The organism is Flavobacterium tagetis (assembly GCF_016735615.1).
Lineage (GTDB): Bacteria > Bacteroidota > Bacteroidia > Flavobacteriales > Flavobacteriaceae > Flavobacterium > Flavobacterium tagetis.
The window spans coordinates 414,091-433,801 of record NZ_JAERSF010000003.1 but is presented as its reverse complement, the minus strand read 5'-3'; the positions used below and the strand labels follow the sequence as shown (position 1 = coordinate 433,801).

At 33.1% G+C, this 19,711-nt stretch carries 14 protein-coding genes and 1 other RNA gene; 8 read left to right on the top strand and 7 right to left on the bottom strand.

Going from position 1 to position 19,711, the window contains the following annotated elements; translation table 11 throughout:
* The first annotated feature begins 202 nt into the window (after positions 1 to 202).
* Together JI750_RS16015 and JI750_RS16010 are read left to right on the top strand one after the other, a co-directional pair.
* Positions 203 to 2,950, top strand: coding sequence for a gluzincin family metallopeptidase (locus JI750_RS16015; protein WP_202004150.1), 2,748 nt, complete (start codon positions 203 to 205; stop codon positions 2,948 to 2,950).
* Between the two features lie 190 nt (positions 2,951 to 3,140).
* Positions 3,141 to 5,555: an alpha-ketoacid dehydrogenase subunit alpha/beta gene (locus tag JI750_RS16010; RefSeq protein WP_202004146.1), complete on the top strand. Its 2,415-nt coding sequence runs from the start codon at positions 3,141 to 3,143 to the stop codon at positions 5,553 to 5,555.
* A gap of 216 nt (positions 5,556 to 5,771) precedes the next feature.
* Here the strand turns inward: JI750_RS16010 and kdsB are convergent, their stop codons facing one another.
* Positions 5,772 to 6,506 carry a 3-deoxy-manno-octulosonate cytidylyltransferase gene (gene kdsB / locus JI750_RS16005; RefSeq protein WP_202004143.1) on the bottom strand — a complete coding sequence of 245 codons (735 nt, stop codon included), beginning with the start codon at positions 6,504 to 6,506 and terminating at the stop codon, positions 5,772 to 5,774.
* A gap of 156 nt (positions 6,507 to 6,662) precedes the next feature.
* A complete protein-coding gene (locus tag JI750_RS16000; RefSeq protein ID WP_202004140.1) occupies positions 6,663 to 7,472 on the bottom strand; it encodes a class I SAM-dependent methyltransferase in 810 nt (269 codons plus the stop codon).
* 348 nt (positions 7,473 to 7,820) lie between these two features.
* Here JI750_RS16000 and JI750_RS15995 point away from each other — a divergent pair, with 348 nt between their 5' ends.
* Positions 7,821 to 9,152 carry an outer membrane protein assembly factor BamB family protein gene (locus tag JI750_RS15995; protein WP_202004136.1) on the top strand — a complete coding sequence of 444 codons (1,332 nt, stop codon included), beginning with the start codon at positions 7,821 to 7,823 and terminating at the stop codon, positions 9,150 to 9,152.
* A gap of 1 nt (position 9,153) precedes the next feature.
* On the opposite strand, the gene ygiD is transcribed toward JI750_RS15995, so the two are convergent.
* Both ygiD and JI750_RS15985 read right to left on the bottom strand, forming a co-directional pair.
* A complete protein-coding gene (ygiD, locus tag JI750_RS15990) occupies positions 9,154 to 9,984 on the bottom strand; it encodes a 4,5-DOPA-extradiol-dioxygenase (protein ID WP_202004134.1) in 831 nt (276 codons plus the stop codon).
* 100 nt (positions 9,985 to 10,084) lie between these two features.
* Complete coding sequence (locus JI750_RS15985) at positions 10,085 to 11,494, bottom strand: ATP-dependent DNA helicase (protein ID WP_202004131.1); 1,410 nt, start codon at positions 11,492 to 11,494, stop codon at positions 10,085 to 10,087.
* Between the two features lie 287 nt (positions 11,495 to 11,781).
* On the opposite strand from JI750_RS15985, the gene JI750_RS15980 reads away from it, so the two are divergent.
* Together JI750_RS15980 and JI750_RS15975 are read left to right on the top strand one after the other, a co-directional pair.
* Positions 11,782 to 12,603 (top strand): DUF3822 family protein, encoded by an 822-nt coding sequence (locus JI750_RS15980; RefSeq protein WP_202004128.1) that lies wholly within the window; start codon positions 11,782 to 11,784, stop codon positions 12,601 to 12,603.
* Positions 12,600 to 13,205, top strand: a complete 606-nt coding sequence (locus JI750_RS15975) for an RsmD family RNA methyltransferase (protein WP_202004124.1) — start codon at positions 12,600 to 12,602, stop codon at positions 13,203 to 13,205. The genes JI750_RS15980 and JI750_RS15975 overlap by 4 nt, the downstream gene beginning before the upstream one ends.
* 94 nt (positions 13,206 to 13,299) lie before the next feature.
* Here the strand turns inward: JI750_RS15975 and JI750_RS15970 are convergent, their stop codons facing one another.
* Positions 13,300 to 15,414, bottom strand: coding sequence for a TonB-dependent receptor domain-containing protein (locus JI750_RS15970; RefSeq protein ID WP_202004121.1), 2,115 nt, complete (start codon positions 15,412 to 15,414; stop codon positions 13,300 to 13,302).
* A 139-nt stretch (positions 15,415 to 15,553) separates the two neighbouring features.
* Here JI750_RS15970 and JI750_RS15965 point away from each other — a divergent pair, with 139 nt between their 5' ends.
* The 3 genes from JI750_RS15965 to JI750_RS15955 all read left to right on the top strand — a co-directional run bounded on the left by JI750_RS15965 (position 15,554) and on the right by JI750_RS15955 (position 17,901).
* Entirely contained in the window at positions 15,554 to 16,912 is a 1,359-nt protein-coding gene (locus JI750_RS15965) for a sensor histidine kinase (protein WP_202004118.1), read from the top strand.
* A gap of 10 nt (positions 16,913 to 16,922) precedes the next feature.
* Complete coding sequence (locus tag JI750_RS15960; protein ID WP_202004115.1) at positions 16,923 to 17,609, top strand: response regulator transcription factor; 687 nt, start codon at positions 16,923 to 16,925, stop codon at positions 17,607 to 17,609.
* Between the two features lie 97 nt (positions 17,610 to 17,706).
* Complete coding sequence (locus JI750_RS15955; RefSeq protein WP_111377225.1) at positions 17,707 to 17,901, top strand: hypothetical protein; 195 nt, start codon at positions 17,707 to 17,709, stop codon at positions 17,899 to 17,901.
* 132 nt (positions 17,902 to 18,033) lie between these two features.
* On the opposite strand, the gene JI750_RS15950 is transcribed toward JI750_RS15955, so the two are convergent.
* Positions 18,034 to 19,284, bottom strand: a complete 1,251-nt coding sequence (locus JI750_RS15950; protein ID WP_202004112.1) for a cation:dicarboxylate symporter family transporter — start codon at positions 19,282 to 19,284, stop codon at positions 18,034 to 18,036.
* 30 nt (positions 19,285 to 19,314) lie between these two features.
* An RNA gene (gene rnpB / locus JI750_RS15945) (RNase P RNA component class A) lies at positions 19,315 to 19,661 on the bottom strand.
* Positions 19,662 to 19,711: the final 50 nt, after the last annotated feature.

The following is a 19,711-nucleotide window of genomic DNA, read 5'->3' as shown; positions in this document are numbered from 1 at the left end:
GCAAATACGCAAAAATTAAAAGCTGTTTTTTTAAACAGCTTTTTTTATACTATTTTTACAAAAATCCGTAACTTCAATATGTCCGTAACATAAGTATCTCTTATAATTTTTAAGCCATTATTTGAAAGCACTTTATAAAATTATTTACCTCTTTTTAGCTTTATCATTTTCGATAAAACTAACTGCACAACATCTCTCAAAGATGGAAGTGGCGGTAAATCTTGAACTTAAAACACTGAATATAAAACAGGATCTTACTTATCATAATACTACAAATGATACGTTGGTTTCGATTGTTTTAAATGACTGGAACAACGCTTTTGTTGACAAAAATACACCTTTGGCAAAACGTTTTTCTGATGAATTTTACAGAGGTTTTCATTTGGCAAAGGCTGCTGATAGAGGAAAAACAACAATCATAAATTTAACTGAAACCAATTATTCTGCTCTAGAATGGGAAAGAAATCCCCAGAATCCAGATTACATTATTGTCAAGTTGAATCGCAAACTTCTTCCTAACGAAAAAATTGATCTGCACCTTAATTATATTGTCAAAATACCGAATGACAAATTCACTCATTTTGGGTTTACTCAAAATGGCGGCATGGCATTAAAAAATTGGTTTTTAAGCCCTGCTCGTTTTGAAAATGGACTTTTTGTAAAATACAACAATTTCAATCTGGATGATATTGCCAATGCGGTGAGTGATTATGAGGTGGAAATTAAAGTCCCGAATCAGTATTTTATTACTACCGATTTAAATTCGGTTACCAAAGACACAAGCAATGAGAGCTACAATGTTTACTCTTTTTCTGGTAGAAATAGAACCGATTTTAGCCTTTATATCGAAAAACAAAACAGTTTTAGAATCTATGATAATGGATCTCTACAGGTTGAAACCAATTTAAAAAACAAAAAAATAGACGAATTTCAGAAAGCTATTATTATTAACCGAGTAGTTTCTTATGCTGAAAAATTTATTGGGAAATATCCGCATGAAAAAATCACGGTTTCTCAAGCAGATTATGATAGAAATCCGTTTTATGGTTTAAATCAGCTGCCATCGTTTATAAGTCCTTTTGAGGATGATTTTATGTTTGAAATTCAGTTTTTGAAAACTTTTTTAAATAATTATCTCAAAAATAGTCTGCGTTTAGATCCACGAAAAGACAATTGGGTCTATGACGGAATCCAGATTTATACGATGATGAAATATATGGAAGAGCATCATCAGGACGAAAAAATGCTAGGAAGACTTTCAGACATGAAGCTCTTTAAAAGTTATAATATTACCAATCTGACTTTTAATGAGCAATACAGCTATTATTATATGCTGATGGCACGAAAAAATCTGGATCAGCCACTGGGAGATCCAAAAAACACGCTAATAAAATTTAACGAACAGATTGCCAGTAAATATCGCGCTGGTTTAAGTTTGAGTTATTTAGACGATTATCTTAATCATGATATTGTTCCTAAAAGTGTAAAAGAATTTTACAATCTAAACCAATTTGGGCAATCAAATCGTGAGGATTTTGAAAAAATCTTAACTCAAAAAAGTCCAAAAAATATCGATTGGTTCTTTAAAACTATTATTGATTCTAGAGATATTATAGATTATAAATTTTCGAATGTTTCGAGGACTGCAGACAGCGTTAAATTTTCGGTTAAAAATAAAACTGGAATCTATGCTCCTATTCCGATTTATGGCATTAAAAAGAAAGAAGTCGTATTTAAAGAATGGATTGAACCTACCAAAAAAGATTCTGTTTATGAGTTCAGCCGAAAAAATGCGGACAAAATCGTCATTAATTACAATAATGAGGTTCCAGAATACAATCAACGAAACAACTGGAGATCTCTAAAACATGTTTCTCTGAATCGTCCTATAAAATTTAATTTTGCTAAAGATTTAGAAGATCCAGATTATAATCAGATCCTATATATTCCGACATTAAATTATAATTATTATGATGGTTTTACGCCTGGAATTCGTTTTCATAATAAAACCATTTTAGACAAGCCTTTTAACTTTGACATTAACCCCGCATATTCTATAAAAGCAGGGACAATTTCTGGTTCATCAGCTTTTTCATGGAATCAATATTACAGAAACAGCACCTTGTATAATGTTAGATATTCTATCAGTCAGAATTATTTTCATTATGCCCCAGATGCTACTTATTTAAGATTAAATCCAATGGTAGTGTTTCGCATTCGCGAAAAAGACTTCAGAGACAATAGAAAGCAAATGTTTATGTTTCGACAGGTTATCGTGAACCGTGAAGCAAGCGATTATATTACAGACAATTCGTCACCTAATTATTCTATTTTTAATGCCCGCTACTCTAACACAAAAACAGAATTAATCGATCATTTTAGTTTTATGACCGATTTGCAGTTTTCTAGCGGATTTGGAAAAGTTTCTGGAGAAGTAGAATACAGAAGATTATTTCAAAATAACAAAAAGTTAAATTTAAGATTATATGCTGGAAGTTTCTTGTACAACACAACAAACTCAGACTATTTTAGTTTTGGTTTAGATCGTCCAACAGATTATTTATTTGATTACAATTTGTTTGGAAGATCTGAAAGTACAGGCTTTTTTAGCCAACAATATGTTATTGCAGAAGGAGGTTTTAAATCGCAACTAGAACCTTCATACGCTAACCAATGGATGACAACTTTAAATGCCAGCTACGCGATATGGAACTGGGTGGAACTTTATGGAGATATTGGTTTCTTGAAAAATAAGCATCAAGGCGAGTTCTTTGCGTATGATTCTGGAGTACGTTTAAACCTTGTGCCTGACTACTTTGAACTATATTTTCCTGTTTATTCTAATAATGGATGGGAAATAACACAGCCTAAATACAATGAAAAAATACGATTTATCATCACTTTCTCACCAAAAACATTAGTTACTCTTTTCACCCGAAAATGGTTTTAATCAAATGAATTTTAAATAAAAACTTGCGAAATTATCAATAAAATTAAATTTTACATAAAAATAACACATATAAAATACTTAGTTTATAGATTTGAATACAAATAATTAAATTATATTTATTTCAAAGAATTATGATTATTGATTGTTTTTAAGTAATTTCGCGACATAAACAACATGACCCTACAAGATTATGATAAAAGAAAAAAACAATACTACACTGACATTTGAAGATTTCAAAACTGAGGTATTGAATGACTATAGAATTGCGGTAACAAGCCGTGAATGTAGTCTTTTAGGTCGAAAAGAAGTATTAACAGGAAAAGCTAAATTTGGGATTTTCGGAGACGGAAAAGAAGTCCCACAACTGGCAATGGCAAAAGCTTTTAAAAACGGAGATTTCCGTTCTGGATACTATCGCGACCAAACTTTTATGATGGCTATCGGCGAATTGGACGCTAAACAGTTTTTTGCCGGTTTATACGGTCACACCGATTTAGCTTTTGATCCGATGTCTGCAGGAAGACAAATGGGAGGACATTTTGTAACGCACAGTTTAAACGAAGATGGCTCTTGGAAAGATTTAACAAAACAAAAAAATTCAAGTTCAGATATATCTCCAACAGCAGGACAAATGCCAAGGTTACTTGGTTTGGCTCAAGCATCAAAAATTTATAGAGAGGTTGACGGAATTACTATTAAAGACAAGTTTTCTGTTAATGGAAATGAAGTAGCTTGGGGAACTATTGGTAACGCCAGCACTTCTGAAGGTTTATTTTTTGAAACCATAAACGCTGCAGGAGTTCTTCAGGTTCCGATGGTAATGAGTGTTTGGGATGACGAATATGGAATTTCTGTTCATGCTAAACATCAGACTACTAAAGAAAATATTTCTGAAATATTAAAAGGATATCAGCGCGATGAAGATTCTAAAGGTTATGAAATCTTTAGAGTAAAAGGCTGGGATTATGCCGAACTGGTTTCTACTTACGAAAGAGCTGGAGCAATTGCACGCGAAGAACATATTCCTGTTTTAATTCACGTAAACGAATTAACGCAGCCACAAGGTCATTCTACTTCTGGTTCTCACGAACGTTACAAAAGTGCAGAAAGACTAGCTTGGGAAAGAGATTTTGACTGTATTCGTCAAATGCGTCTTTGGATGATTGCCATAAATATTGCTTCTCCAGAGGAATTGGCAGAACTTGATTTCGAATTAAAGAAAGAAGTTCTAGAAGCTAAAAAAGAAGCTTGGAACAGCTTCATCAATCCAATTATTGATGAGCAAAAAAATCTTTTAGCTTTATTGGAGCAAATTGCCGAAGCAAGCATTAATCATAAAGAAAGAATCAAAAAATTAATTTCTGAATTGGCAGCAATTAAAGCGCCTTTAAAGAAAGAATTATTAGTTTACGCTAGAAAGATTCTTCGTTTTATTGAAGTGCCAAACAGCAAAGTTCTTTTATCAAATTGGATTACAAGTTTCTTGAATGAAACTCAGGAAAAATTTAGCAGTAATCTGCATTCTGAGTCTGAACAAAATGTATATTCTGTACAAAAAGTTCTTCCTAAATATGCTGAAAATGCAAAAGCAGATTTGGATGGTAGAATGATTCTTCGTGATAACTTTGATGCTCTATTTGCAAAATATCCTGAGACTTTAATTTTCGGTGAAGATGTTGGAAACATCGGAGACGTAAATCAAGGTCTAGAAGGAATGCAAGAAAAATACGGAGAACTTCGTGTTGCCGATGTGGGAATTCGTGAAGCGACTATTATTGGTCAAGGAATCGGAATGGCATTGAGAGGTTTACGCCCAATTGCTGAAATTCAGTATTTAGATTATTTATTGTACGCTATTCAGATCATGAGTGACGATTTAGCTACCTTACAATATAGAACTGTTGGAAAACAAAAAGCACCATTAATCATTAGAACCCGCGGACACCGTTTGGAAGGAATCTGGCATTCTGGTTCTCCAATGGGAATGATTATCAATGCAATTCGTGGAATTCACGTTTTGGTTCCGAGAGATATGACACAAGCAGCTGGTTTTTACAACACTTTGTTAGAATGTGACGAGCCTGCTTTGGTTATCGAATGTTTGAACGGATATCGTTTAAAAGAAAAAACTCCTCTAAATTTTGGCGAATTCAAAACGCCAATTGGAGTTGTAGAGAATTTAAGAGAAGGTTCTGACATTACTTTGGTTTCTTACGGATCAACTTTAAGATTGGTTATGCAAGCAGCTAATGAATTAGCAGAAAAAGGAATTGATTGCGAAGTTATTGACGTTCAATCTTTACTTCCATTTGATATTAACAAAGACATCGTAAAAAGTATTGCTAAAACAAACCGTCTTTTAGTAATTGATGAAGATGTTCCTGGTGGAGCTTCAGCGTTTATTTTACAGCAGATTTTAGAAGAACAAGATGCTTACAAATATTTAGACAGCAAACCGCAAACTTTAGCAGCAAAAGCACATAGACCTGCTTATGGAACTGATGGCGATTACTTCTCTAAACCTTCTGCAGAAGATATTTATGAGAAAATTTACGCCATGATGCACGAAGTTAACCCTGCAAAATATCCTGCTTTATATCAGTAATTTACTTTGTTTTAGATATTAAAAAAGCTCCAAATCTCAATTTAGATTTGGAGCTTTTAATTTTTCTCATTTTTTGTCATCCTGAGCGAAGTCGAAGGTACTCCAATTGGAATATAGGCTTCGACTTCGCTCAGCCTGACAGATGCAAAGAATAGAAAACTAAAATTAGCGCTTTGTCTAAAGCGAATCCGTTTCGTCTGCGTTACATCCCAAGAATTAAATATCTCGCAACATCGCTCTCGCTCTTTCCAAATCCTCAGCTGTATCAATTCCGATTCCAACGTGAGTCGTTTCGACCATTTTGATACGTTTTCCGAATTCTAAATAGCGTAATTGCTCTAACTTCTCAGAAGCTTCTAAAGATTTCATTGGAAGATTGTAAAAATCCAATAATGCTTGTTTTCTGAAAGCATAAATTCCGATATGCTGAAAATATCTTACTCCCACATTTTTCTCTCTCGGATACGGAATTACAGATCTTGAAAAATACAATGCAAACTGCGATTGGTCTACCACCACTTTTACATTATTCGGATTATTGATTTCATCTTCATTTGTGATTTCGCGCATTAGCGAAGCCAAATCGATTTTCTTATCGGGATCATTTTTAAAGACAGATAAAACCTGTGCCAAAGGTTCTGCTTCTGTAAAAGGCTCATCACCCTGAACATTTACTACAATATCAACATCAAGATTAGCAACTGCTTCTGCAATACGGTCACTTCCTGATTCGTGTTCTTTGATGCTCATAATGGCTTTTCCGCCATTAGAAATAATTTCGTCAAAAATTAAATCAGAATCAGTTACTACAAAAACATCATCAAACAATGCTGTCGAAACTGCTGCTTCATAGGTTCTCAGAATCACTGTTTTGCCACCTAAATCCTGCATTAATTTTGCTGGAAAACGTGTTGAAGCATATCTGGCTGGAATTACTGCTATTATTTTCATTCTTATATTTTACTGAGTTTAAAAAACTCAAAAATTAGTAATTTAACTTTCACTGGTTTTAAGTGTTTGCAAATATGCAAAAATTACTTTTAAATTTTCTGTTTTTCAATTTCTGTAAAAGTTGAAAATCATGTTTAAGAATATTAAGACAAAAAATTAAACCGAAACTGTAACACGAAGATAAGTTGCTGGAATTAATGTAGAATTGTCATTACTTTGGTTTTGGCTATTAACTAATCCTTCAAGTTTAGCATACAAATCCGAAGTTTTCCCGTTTTGTTCGGCAGCTTCAAAAGCGTTCATAGTTGGACCATAATAATTTTTTAATCGATTTAGCCACTCCGAAGGCGGGAATGCTGCTTTAAATGTAAAGGTATCTCTCTCAAAAGAAATATTCTCTTTAGGAACACCTGCATTTGTGAATCTTTCGATTACGTTATCCTCAATACCCCAAAGCATTGGGCTTACGAAACCCTCAGGAGGCGGTGGTGTAAATTCAGAACTAATTTTTAAGATTTGTGCAATCAATGTTGGATCTCCTGGTATCCAATTACCCATAATAACTTTACCTCCAGGTTTTGTAACACGAACCATTTCTTTAGCAACATCAAAAGGTTTTGGGGCAAACATTGCTCCAAAAATGCTCATTGTAACATCGTAAGATTGATTTTCCAATTCATTCAAATCGGTTGCGTCACCTTCTTGAAATACAATATTATCCAATCCTTCTTTTTTTGCTCGAATATTGCCAGCTTCAACTAAATTTCTTGCTATATCAACACCTAAAACATTGGCACCAAATTTTGCCGAAGGTATCGCAGTAGTACCATCGCCACAGCCGAGATCTAGAACGTTACTATTTTCTTTAATTCCTATTTTGGCAACCAATTCTGCACCGCTTTCTCTCATAGATTCTGCAACGCGCGTAAAATCGCCTTTTTCCCATAATGCCTTGTTTGGATTCATCTTAATTTTATCAGTGATTATAGTGCTGATGCCGCACTCTTACTTGATTTGTAAACATCTTCTATCCTTTTTTAAATTATCACCAGTTAATCACAAAAGGCATTTAAAAAACTACTTAAAAAAAGAAGATAAAAACAAAATAATCAACTGACTAACAATTACTTACACAAAAATAAACAAATTAAATGGAAAACGATTGGAAAACTTTGAAGCCTTCTTTGGCTATTTCCATCTAAAAACAGATATACTATTTGCAAAACGCATTCTAAAATATATTTATAACACTTTTATTAAACCATTGTATTTTAATATGTTATAATATTTTTACTTTTATAAGAAAAAAACAACATGAAAAGAAAGTTTACTTCCCTCCTGCTCTATTTCTTTTTAATTTTAAGCTCAAATGCTTTTTCTCAAAACAGCAAACCTACTATTGTAAATGCTTTTTCTAACCGATTTTTTTCAGGAAAAGATTATCAGCCTTTACAAGATTTAAAATGGAAATTTAAAACCGAAGGTAAAATCTTTTCTTCTCCCATCGCACAAAACGGAATGGTTTATATCGGAAGTGAAGATGGTTATTTTTATGCTATCGATGAAAAATTGGGAAAACAGAAATGGAAATTTAAAACCAATGGCGCCGTTCACAGTTCTGCAAGCCTTTACAATGATATTGTTTATTTCGGGAGTTTTGATGGTCATTATTATGCTCTAAATGCTAAAACAGGAAAAGAGATATGGCGTTTTAAAACCAAAGGCGAACATTGGTACAGTGAAATTGGAATGTGGGGCATGAAACCAAGCAATTTATTAATGGCTGACTTATGGGACTTTTACCTTTCAACGCCTGTTATTTATTTAGATCCTAAAACTGCATTGGTAATTTTCGGCAGCAGCGACGGAAATCTATATGCTGTTGATGCCAAAAAAGGCAGTTTGAAATGGACTTTCAAAACAAAAGCCGCTATACATAGTACACCAGTTTTAGATAAAAGCACCGTTTATTTTGGCGGATGGGATGGTATTTTTTATGCTTTGGACTGCAAAACAGGAAAAGAAAAATGGAAATTCTCAACCGAAATAAAAACAGGTTTTACAGGAATTCAAGCTTCTGCAACTGTCTCAAATGGCATCGTTTATTTTGGAGCAAGAGATCCTTATTTTTTTGCACTCGATACTAAAACTGGAAAGTTAATATGGAAATACAATGCCGAAAACTCTTGGATTCTGAGTTCGGCTGTTATAAAAGACAATACCGTTTATGTAGGAACTTCAGACACTTATGCTCTATTGGCATTGGACGCAAAAACTGGAGAAGAAAAGTACCGTTTTAAAGGAAATGGATATATTTACTCTTCACCCGCCATCGCTGGCAATACAATTTATTTTGGAGATTTTTCGGGGAATTTCTTCAGCCTGAATTTACTTTCTAAAAAAGAATTCCAAGTTACTCCAACCGAAAATAGAGACAAGTACGCAAAAACAATTTTAAACAATGATCTTTTAGATTTTAGTCACGCAGCAAAAGCAACCGATTTGTCAATTTATGCAGAGAATCAAAGAGTAATGAATGAATTTTACAAATTAGGGCCAATTGTTTCTTCTCCATTTATTAGCAATAATGTTATTTTTTACGGAAGTGCCGATGGTTATCTCTATGCTTACAACTTGAGGAAATAAATTACATAATTTTTACAGAAGTCATACTTAGAGAACCTGCTAATAGTTTATCATTAAACAAATCCAATTCATCCTTTTTATCTTTTAAACCTAAAGTATACAATAACGGAAGATAATGTTCTGGTGTTGGAACTGCCAATTGAACAGCTTTATTTAGTTTTTCGAAATCAATTAAAGGTTGGAAATTTCCATCTAATAAATAATTATTTACGGTTTCTCGTGCTTCTATAGCCCAATCGTAACCGTAATTATCTTTATCAAAATTTCTAAAATCAACCATTCTTAGATTGTGGACAATATTTCCGCTTCCGATGATTAAAACGCCTTTGTAGCGTAGTGCCTGTAGTTTTTGAGCCAATTCAAAATGATATTGCCCCGATTTGGTATAATCGATGCTCAACTGAATTACCGGAACATCTGCGTTTGGATACAAATGTTTAATCACACTCCAAGCGCCATGATCTAAACCCCAATGCTCGTCTAATTCGACCATTACGGGATCTAAAATCTTTTGCGTTTCAACGGCCAATTCCGGACTTCCTTTTGCTGGGTACTGAACATCAAAAAGCGCTTGTGGAAAACCTCCAAAATCATGAATGGTTCTTGGCATTTCCATTGACGTTACTTTTGTTCCTTTTGTAAACCAATGCGCAGAAACACATAAAATAGCGTTGGGTTGTGGTAGTGTTTTCGCCAAATTACGAAAACCAGTTACAAACTGATTTTCTTCAATAGCATTCATTGGGCTGCCGTGTCCTAAAAACAGAACCGGCATTTTATCTGTATTCGAAAACGTCGACGAAATCGAATGTAAGTCGTTTAATGTTGTCATTTGGTAAAACTTTTTTTTGCCACGAATTTCACGAATTACACTAATTTACATAACTTAAAAAAAATAATTCGTGCTAATTCGTGAAATTCGTGGCAAACAATTATTCTTCAAAACTCTCGTCTTTAAAGCCTATCAAATATAGCTTATTTTTAGCACGTGTCATAGCGGTGTAAAGCCATCTAATGTAATCAGTATCAATTCCGTTTGGCAGAAATGGCTGTTCTATAAAAACCGTATTCCATTGTCCACCTTGCGATTTGTGACACGTTATCGCATATGAGAATTTCACCTGTAATCCGTTGAAATATTCGTTTTCTTTTACTTTTTGAAATCTCTTGTATTTGGTTGGTTCGTCTTCATAATCTTTCATCACTTCTTCGTATAGACGATTTGATTCTTCATACGTCAAAGATGGTGATTCGCTGGTTAAAGTATCTAGAATTAAAACCGTTTCAAAAGGCTTTTGTTCTGAATAATCGACCATTCTGATTTTTACTTTCGCAAACTTAAAGCCGTATAATTCTCTAATTCCGAAAAGTTCTAAAACTTCTATGATATCACCGTTGGCAATAAATCCCGCTTCATCAGTTTCTTTCAGCCAGAAATAATTATTTTTTACCACCATCAAGAAATCTCCAACCGAAAGTTCGCTTTCTTTAAACAAAATTCGGCTTCGAATCTGTTCATTATATTGATTGGCTCTTTTATTAGAACGAACAATAAAAGCAGTATCTTCAATACTATAATTGCTATACGCCATATTGATCGCATCTTGAATGTCATAACCATCGGTCAAACGAACAATATCTTTAAACTTCTTTACATTGAATCGGAATTCGGTAATGAAGCTTTCTTTGAGCAATTCACGCAATTCTGTCGCATTGTATAAAATTCCTGAACTTTCTTCCTGACGCATTACTTCATCCAATTCGATATGATCAATTTCCTTACTGTAATGAAAACCCAAAGTATCAATATCCAAAGCTGGACTAACATCCAAATTGACTGGCGGAAGCTGAGCTGTATCTCCCAAAAGTATCATTTTACAGTTTTGCCCAGAATAGACATAATTAATCAAATCGTCCAGAAGTGAACCGCTGTCTAAAGTACTGTCTGAAATCATCGAAGCCTCATCGACGATAAAAATGGTGTTTTTGTGTTTGTTGACTTGTTTGGTAAAAGCTACTCCACCACCAGAAGATTTCTTCGGAAAATATATTTTTTTATGAATTGTAAAAGCTGGATTATTAGAATAATTGGCAATTACTTTTGCCGCACGTCCCGTTGGTGCCAATAAAACGTACTTTTTATTGATATCGCTTAAATTATTGACAATGGTAGAAATTACAGTTGTTTTTCCCGTACCGGCATATCCTTTCAAAACAAAAATGGTGTCGTTTTGAGGTTCGGTTAGGAAAATGGCAATTTTCTGAAAAAAAATATCCTGTTTATAAGTTGGAGGAAAAGGAAATCGCTTTTGTAAAATACCGTAAAACTGTGCAGAATTCATAAAATAATATTGAAATACAAAGGTCGTCTTTTTAAATTTTAAATTCCAATCTTTAAATTCCAAACTTTAAAATTCTTCAAATAATAAGACACATTCAACAATCAAAAGAGCAAAATATATTAACTAATTAATTTCCAAATAAATATACTTTTTCTTAACCTTGTTTTAAACTTAGATTCAAATTGTTTTTTGAAATTGCAATTATAATTGTTCCTTTTTAATTTGTAAGTTTGTGGTCGCTTAAATTCTTTCTTGATTTAAAACAGGTAACGAATTGTAAATCAACTATGTCATTACAAAATACTAACATTACTTCAAAAAATTACAGAAAACTTTCTATTCAGGTTTCCCTGACTGGATTTTCATTCTGCTGTTTTGATACTTTAAACAATGTCATTACTTCTTTTAAAGAAATAAAGTTTGACACTACCAACAAAACGCCTCGAATTGAAGATTTATTCAGCAATGCTTTCAAGACTAATCCTGAATTAAAAGAAACTTACGACGAAGTAATGGTTATCCATAATAACAATTTCTCGACTTTTGTTCCCACTGCTTTATTTGATGAGAATTATTTAGGAAGTTATCTGCAATACACTACAAAAGTATTTGAAACAGATCACTTTACTTTTGATCAAATTCCTAATTACCAGATGAATTCGGTTTATATTCCGTATGTGAATATCAACAACTTCCTGATTGACAATGTGGGTTCTTTTAATTCTAAACATGCCAACAGCATTTTGGTCGAGAAAATTCTAGATAACTCAAGAAACAATGACGACAAGAAAATGATCGTGAATTTTAATCATGGTAATTTTGAAATTATCGTGGTACAAAATCAAAAACTTTTATTGTTTAATTCGTTCGAATACAATACTCCAGAAGATTTCATCTATTACATTTTATTTACGGCAGAGCAAATGAGCATGAATCCTGAAAGTTTCAAATTAGAATTATTAGGAACGATTTCAGAAAATGATCCTTTTTACGCTATAGCTTACAAATACGTGCGCCATATTTCTTTTATGGATGTATCAAAACTAAAAGAGAAAAACAGCTTTACAACTGCTCAAAATCAAAAACATTATATCTTATTTCAATCATGAGAATCATTTCAGGAAAATACAAAGGACGCCGAATTTTTCCGCCAAAAAATCTACCTGTAAGACCAACGACTGACATGAGTAAAGAAGCATTATTTAATGTTTTAAATAATCATTTTAATTTTGACAGTTTAAAGGTTTTAGATTTATTTTCGGGAACAGGAAACATCAGTTATGAGTTTGCTTCACGCGGAAGTGCTCCTATTACCTCTGTTGATGGTGATTTCGGATGCGTAAAATTTATCAAACAAGTTTCATCGGAATACGATTTTGATATTGCTGCAACTAAAAGTGATGTTTTTAAATTCTTAGAAAACTCTAAAACAACTTACGACATTATTTTTGCAGATCCGCCTTATGGCTTAGACCAAGCAACTTTTGAAAAAATTGTGCTAACGGTTTTTGAAAGAGATTTATTGGAAGAAGACGGCATGATGATTATCGAACATTCAAAGTATACAAAACTAGACCACATGATTAACTTTTCTTTCCAGAAAAGTTACGGTGGTTCGTTTTTTAGTTTCTTCGAACTAAATTCTACTGACGATGACGAAGAATTACCGCACGATATTTCTAAAAAAGAAACGGAAGAAGACGAAGGGTAAATTTTTAAATATTAAAATATTGAAATCCCAAATTCCAATCTCAATGCTTCTGAGAAATTGGAATTTGGGATTTTATTTTTTGGTTTTTCAAACCTTATCTGATTCTATTTTCACTCTCATTGATGCTTTTTCCTTTGTATTCTGAATCTTTTATCTTTCCGAAAGAATAACGAACTGCAATAGAAATCTCATTTGCATCAACCCAATATTTAAACTTTGAATTTATATTATTAATGCTAAAAGCATCTGTATAAGTCGTAGCTTTAAAAATATCATTATAATTTAAAGTACAGCTCCAGTTTTTGCCGAATGTTTTTACCAGCGATAAATCGACAATAAAATTGGCTTTTCGTTCAAAAATTCCATCGTTTTGTTTTGTCATTCCCCAAAAAGAAAGAACAAAACTGAAATCTTTCGGCAGTTTAAAAGTGTTATTGGAATAATAATATAAATAAGGTTTTGATGGATGCAATAAAGCTCTGTCATCTTCAGTCTTACTTTTTGCAAAAACAAGAGAATTTGTTGTAGTCCAGAATTTATAAGTAAAGGGAAGCGTCAAATCTATTGTAAAACCCGTTTCTCGCTTAAAATTAATATCGGTAATCATCAGCACATTTGTTTCATCATTGAATACAAAAGTCGGATTAACGACATCTTTAGTATGATAATAACCAAATTTTAAAGTTTTGTCTAAATATTGGAAGGTACTCGAAATTTCATCTACAAATGCTGGTCCTAAATTTATACTACTGCCATATAAAAAATACGGATTTATATAGGTAGCAATCTGACTTAATGAAGAATACTTAGGTCTCACAATGCTTTTCGCATAATCTAGAATAATACTTTTTGTGCTGTCAATAGGAAAAGTAATATTGGCTTTCGGAAACAAATTGGTATAATTTTTATCGATTGAAGGTGCAACTTGCGTTCTAAACTTTGCATAAACATTGGTGTTTTCCGCTCTTAATCCGAATGAGAAATCGACTTTTTTGAGTTTTCTAGAAAACTGGATATAAGCAGCGAGGTTTTCTTCTTTAAAATCATAATCTGAAATTTCGTTAATGTTTTTCTCAAAATCAAAAATGTCTGCGTTTGATAACGATTTTGCCTTTAAATACAGTGCACCATATTCTAGATTCATTTCATTTTTAAACTTTTTCTCCAAATCGATTCTTCCAGAAAAGACATCAACATTAAATTTCTGATCGCGGTTTTGCGACAATTCAAAATCGGTTTCGTTATAATTGTTGGCTACTAAACTTTCCAGATGCTGATTAAAATTTGAATACTGAAAACCAGCAAAAAGCTGCGTGTTGATCGATTTTATTTTTTTTGAATAATTTACAAATGCATTGACAAAATCCTTTTTACTCGAATTATCACTCAGCGTAAAAACATTATTGATCTGATCCTGATTTTGATTGAACGTAAAAGTATTAATATCGAAAGTATCATTCTGAAGTTTTCCATTTACATTAATCGAGAAATAATCCTCCTCCTTTATTTTATAAAACATTCCGCCTCCAAAAACGTATTGATTGCGGTGTGTATTCGCCATAACATCATAATCGGAAACAATTGAAGCTTTTGGAATCTCATATTCTAAAGTATGTCTTTCCCAAGGATTTAATTTATTGTAGTTAAAATTGGCTTTCCATTCTAATTTACCTTTTTTAAAACTAGAATTGAACCCTAAATAATTATTATAATGCTTTTTGAAAGATGCCACTTCAGAAATTTCAGTTCTAAAACTGTCTTTTTTACTCAATTTTCTGGCAATTAAAATCACGGCGCGACCTTCGGCTTCATATTTTGAAGACGGATTCTTTATAATTTCAATAGTCTTTATATCAGCGACGCTCAAGGCATTCAAATCAGTTATCGTTCCTTTTTGGCCGTCAATATAAATGAGCGGATTTCCTTTTCCGACAATCGAAATACTTTCACGATCAGTACTTACTTGAACCGATGGCAGTTTCGAAAGCAAATCGACCGGATTTGGAATTGAATTGTAAACCGAATTGGCAACGTCAACTTTTATATTTCCGTTTGAGTTTGTAAATGTCTTTTTCTCCTGGGCGATGACAATTTCATCTAATTGATTTGAAATAGAATCTTTTGGTATTTCATTCTGTGCATTCGCAATAAATGAAAGACAAAAAAGCAAAAGTGTTATTAGAAGTTTAAGTGGCAGATAAAGGTTCATTTTAAAATTGAAATTGATTAATGTTGCTGCAAAAATGCTTTGAAAATCTAGTTCCGAAAGTTAATCGTAGGTTAATGCAGGGTTAATCTGCTATTTGTATGGTAAAAGCCGTATTTTTGAAACAGAATTTTAAAAGAATATGAAACAAAGAATCAATTTATTAATCACATTTTCTGTCATAGCGCTCATCGTGCTTATGACGGTACAATGTTATTTGGTAAAAACAGCCTACGAATATAAAGTCGCGCAGTTTCATACGCAGATTAAAAATGAAATTGCCCAGATTTCTAATAACTATAGCGATATTGATTCGGCCTTGGTGGCAAAAAAAGAAGCACTTTACAAAAGCCTTTCTGAAAAATATATAAAAGGAAAAAACACTAAACTCGATATTAAGATTGGCGTTTTAAGAAATGAATATCAAAATGCTGTAACGCACGATCTTCAGCGAAAATTTGAACGAGATTTACCGAATTTCAAAATTGATTTTGCGATTGTCCTCAACAAGTTTATTCTGTATCAAAGTGCTAAAAAAGCCGATACGATTTTCTCGGAAAAACCTTTTATCCAGAATAAATTGTATGGAAATCTGGCTTCGCTAAATCATGCTTTTTTAGTGAGAAATTATGTTGGAACAACCAACGGAACGTTTGAAAATCAGGAATATCAATTGCTGACAGAAGATTCTATGTACGTTTCTGTAATTGATTGGGAAATGATTATTTTGAGGCGAATGACTTTTATTCTTATTCTGTCTTTATTATCAATTCTAACTTTAATCACGCTTTTTGTCATTGCCTTAAAAGCTTTAATCAAACAGAAAAAAGTGAGTGATGTAAAAACCGATTTTATCAATAATATTACGCACGAACTTAAAACGCCATTGGCAACTTTAGGAATTTCTACAAAGATTCTAGCACAGAAAAGCATTCGTGAAAACGAAGAAAATTTCAACGCGATTGTAAGCACAATTTCACGTCAGAATAACCGTCTGCAAAATTTGATCGATCAGGTTATGGCAAATTCTTTGGCAGAAAATGAAATTGAATTGCAAAAGGAAAAAATAGATGCCGAAGATTTCCTGCTTTCTATTGTCAATGATTTTAAAATTACTTTTCCAAAAATCAATCTTAAAACCGATTTTCAAACTCAGAAAACAATTCTAGTTTTAGATAAATTTCATTTAACAACTGCTTTTTTGAATGTTCTGGAAAATGCTGTAAAATACGGTTCAAATACGATTACAATAAAAACAAAAATTGCGGAAAAACAATTCTCAATTAGTTTTGAAGATGACGGAATTGGAATTGCCAAAAACAAACAAGCCTTTCTTTTCGAGAAATTTTATCGCGTCGAACAAGGAAATCTGCACAATACAAAAGGCTTAGGTTTAGGATTATATTATGTTGACCAAATCGTAAAAGCACATCAGGGTTCTGTTAACGTTATTAGCGATTTAGGAAAAGGAACTCAGTTTACTATTTTATTAAAAGTTTAATTCCCTTATTTTGAAAAGATTACTTTTAGCCGAAGACGATTTTGACTTTGCGGCAATTTTAAAACAATACCTAGAATTGCATCAATTTGAAGTAATCTGGGCAGAAAATGGCGAAATAGCTTTAGACTATTTTAAAAATCAGATTTTTGATATTTGCATTTTTGATGTAATGATGCCCAAGATGGACGGATTTTCATTGGCTGAAAAAATAATTACTATCAATCCTGAAATTCCTTTTATTTTTCTAACGGCAAGAAAGTTGAAAGAAGATAAAATCATCGGTCTAAAACTTGGTGCAGACGACTACATCGCTAAACCTTTTGAAGTCGACGAACTGGTTCTTCGTTTACAGAACATTCTAAAGCGAATCGAGCAAAAAAGAAGTCTAGACGGAAATAATATCATCGAAATTGGTTCGTATATTTTTGATAACGAACGTTTAACGCTTAACAATAAAAACCACGTTCAGCAACTCACCGAAATGGAAGCATCTCTTATTGAGTATTTGTATCTTAACCATAACCAGTTACTAAAGCGAGATCAAATTTTAATGTCTGTCTGGAAAAAAGACGATTATTTCTCTGGGCGCAGCATGGATGTTTTTATCAGCAGGCTTAGAAAATATTTTAATTCAGATCCTAAAATCAAAATAGAAAGCGTTAGAAACATCGGGTTGGAATTTAAAATTGAAAAATAACATCCTGTAAATCATATAATTTCTTATAAGCAATTGTATAACAGCAATTAACTTATCGGAATTTAACTTTGTTAGAGAACTTTTAAATCTAACAATCATGAACCTAAAAAGATTTTTCGGCGGATTGCTTACAATCCTCGGAATTATAGGACTTATTTATACAGCTGTTATTTTTGCTGGCACGTCTGGAGAAACCAGAGATATAAAATCGCTTATTATTTACGGAATATTAGGAATCGTATTTTTCACATCAGGCATCAGCTTGGTGCGAACTACAAAAGACGAGAGCTAAAAAAGAATTGCTACGAAGGCACTAAGACTCAAAGTTTTTTCTCTCGCAGATTTTGCAGATTTCACAGATTGTAATTTTAAAAAATCTCTTAAATTTGCTCAATCTGCGGGAAAAATTAAAACATAATCAATTTCATTTACCCTCAGGATTGCTCAAATCCAACTCTACAAAATCTCTTTCTGTTTTAGAAATTATAATCGTCGCAACTGTGTTTCCTATTAAATTGGTAATCGCTCTGGCTTCGCTCATAAATTTATCTACGCCCAATAAAAATGCTAATCCTTCAACTGGAATTTTATGCAAAGCCGTTAAGGTTGAAGCCAAAACAATAAATCCGCTTCCTGTTACGCCTGCTGCGCCTTTTGAAGTAATCATTAAAATTCCGATAACGGTTAGGATTTCGAAAAAACTCAAATGAACATCGTATAATTGTGCAATGAAAAGCACCGACATCGAAAGATAAATCGAAGTTCCGTCCAGATTAAAAGAATAACCCGTCGGAATCACCAATCCTACGACCGATTTACTGCATCCCATTCTCTCCAATTTTACCATAATACTTGGCAAAGCAGCTTCCGAAGATGAAGTTCCCAGAACTAGCAAAAGTTCTTCTTTAATATATTTTAAAATCGAAAGAATGCTGATTTTATAATATCTCAATATACTTCCCAAAACCAAAAAGACAAACAATGCCATCGTCAAATAAACGCAAAGCATCAATTTACCAAGCGGAATCAAAGTTGCCAGACCGAATTTCCCGATTGTGTACGACATTCCTCCAAAAGCACCAATTGGAGCGAGATACATTACATATTTTAATCCGAAGAAAACCACTTTAGAAAATCGTTCCAAAACCAAAATAGTCTGTTCTCTTTTCTGGTAAAAATTCAAGGCAATTCCGCAGATAATAGCCGCTAATAAAACCTGCAACGTAAAATTGGATAAAAAGAACTGCAACCAAGAAAAATCCTTTGCTGCGCCATTTGTATATTGGCTTGCATCGCCAAAAGTCAGTCCCGATTTATCAATTTTTCCAGGTTTAAAAAAATAGGCAACTCCTACGCCAATTGCTAGAGCAACGGTCGAAACCACTTCAAAATAAGTTAAAGCTTTTACGCCTATTCGTCCTACTTTTTTTAGATTTCCCATTCCCGAAATTCCCAAAACAATTGTCAGGAAGATAATCGGACCAATAAAAAGTGAAATAAGCTGAATAAATTTCTTGCCTAGAAATTCCATTTTCACGCCATTTTCTGGAGAAAAATGTCCGAGTAAAACGCCCGTAATAATAGCAATTAAAACCCAAAAAGTAAGATTGGTTACAACAGTCCTAAAAAGACTTTTTTGAGGTTTTGAAGAAGAATTTGGAGTGGTAATATTCATGAAATTAAGTTAGATAGTTCACAAATATATAAAAAATGCAGACCTATAAGCCGGATTCTGTTCTTGTCTTGTTTTGCAACGCGACAATACCTTATCATTTATCTAGATCCCGAATTACTTCGGGACTCAATCTACCTACCCTTCGGCAACGAACGAGAAGCCCTTAAATGCCGATATACTTGGTATTTCACCGCATAGAGTTTACCTGGTTTCACTACAGCATTACCTGTACATACTTTCTGCTGCACTTGTCCTAATCCCGATTTTCATCGAAACCGACGGGCGTTACCCGCTATGCTTCTCTGTGGTGTCCGGACTTTCCTCCCTCCCGATCCCGATAGCTATCGGGACGGAACGACGATAAGGCGGTCTGCGCTGCAAAAGTAGCGATTTAAGAACTAACAATAATGATTTTAAATTTCAGATT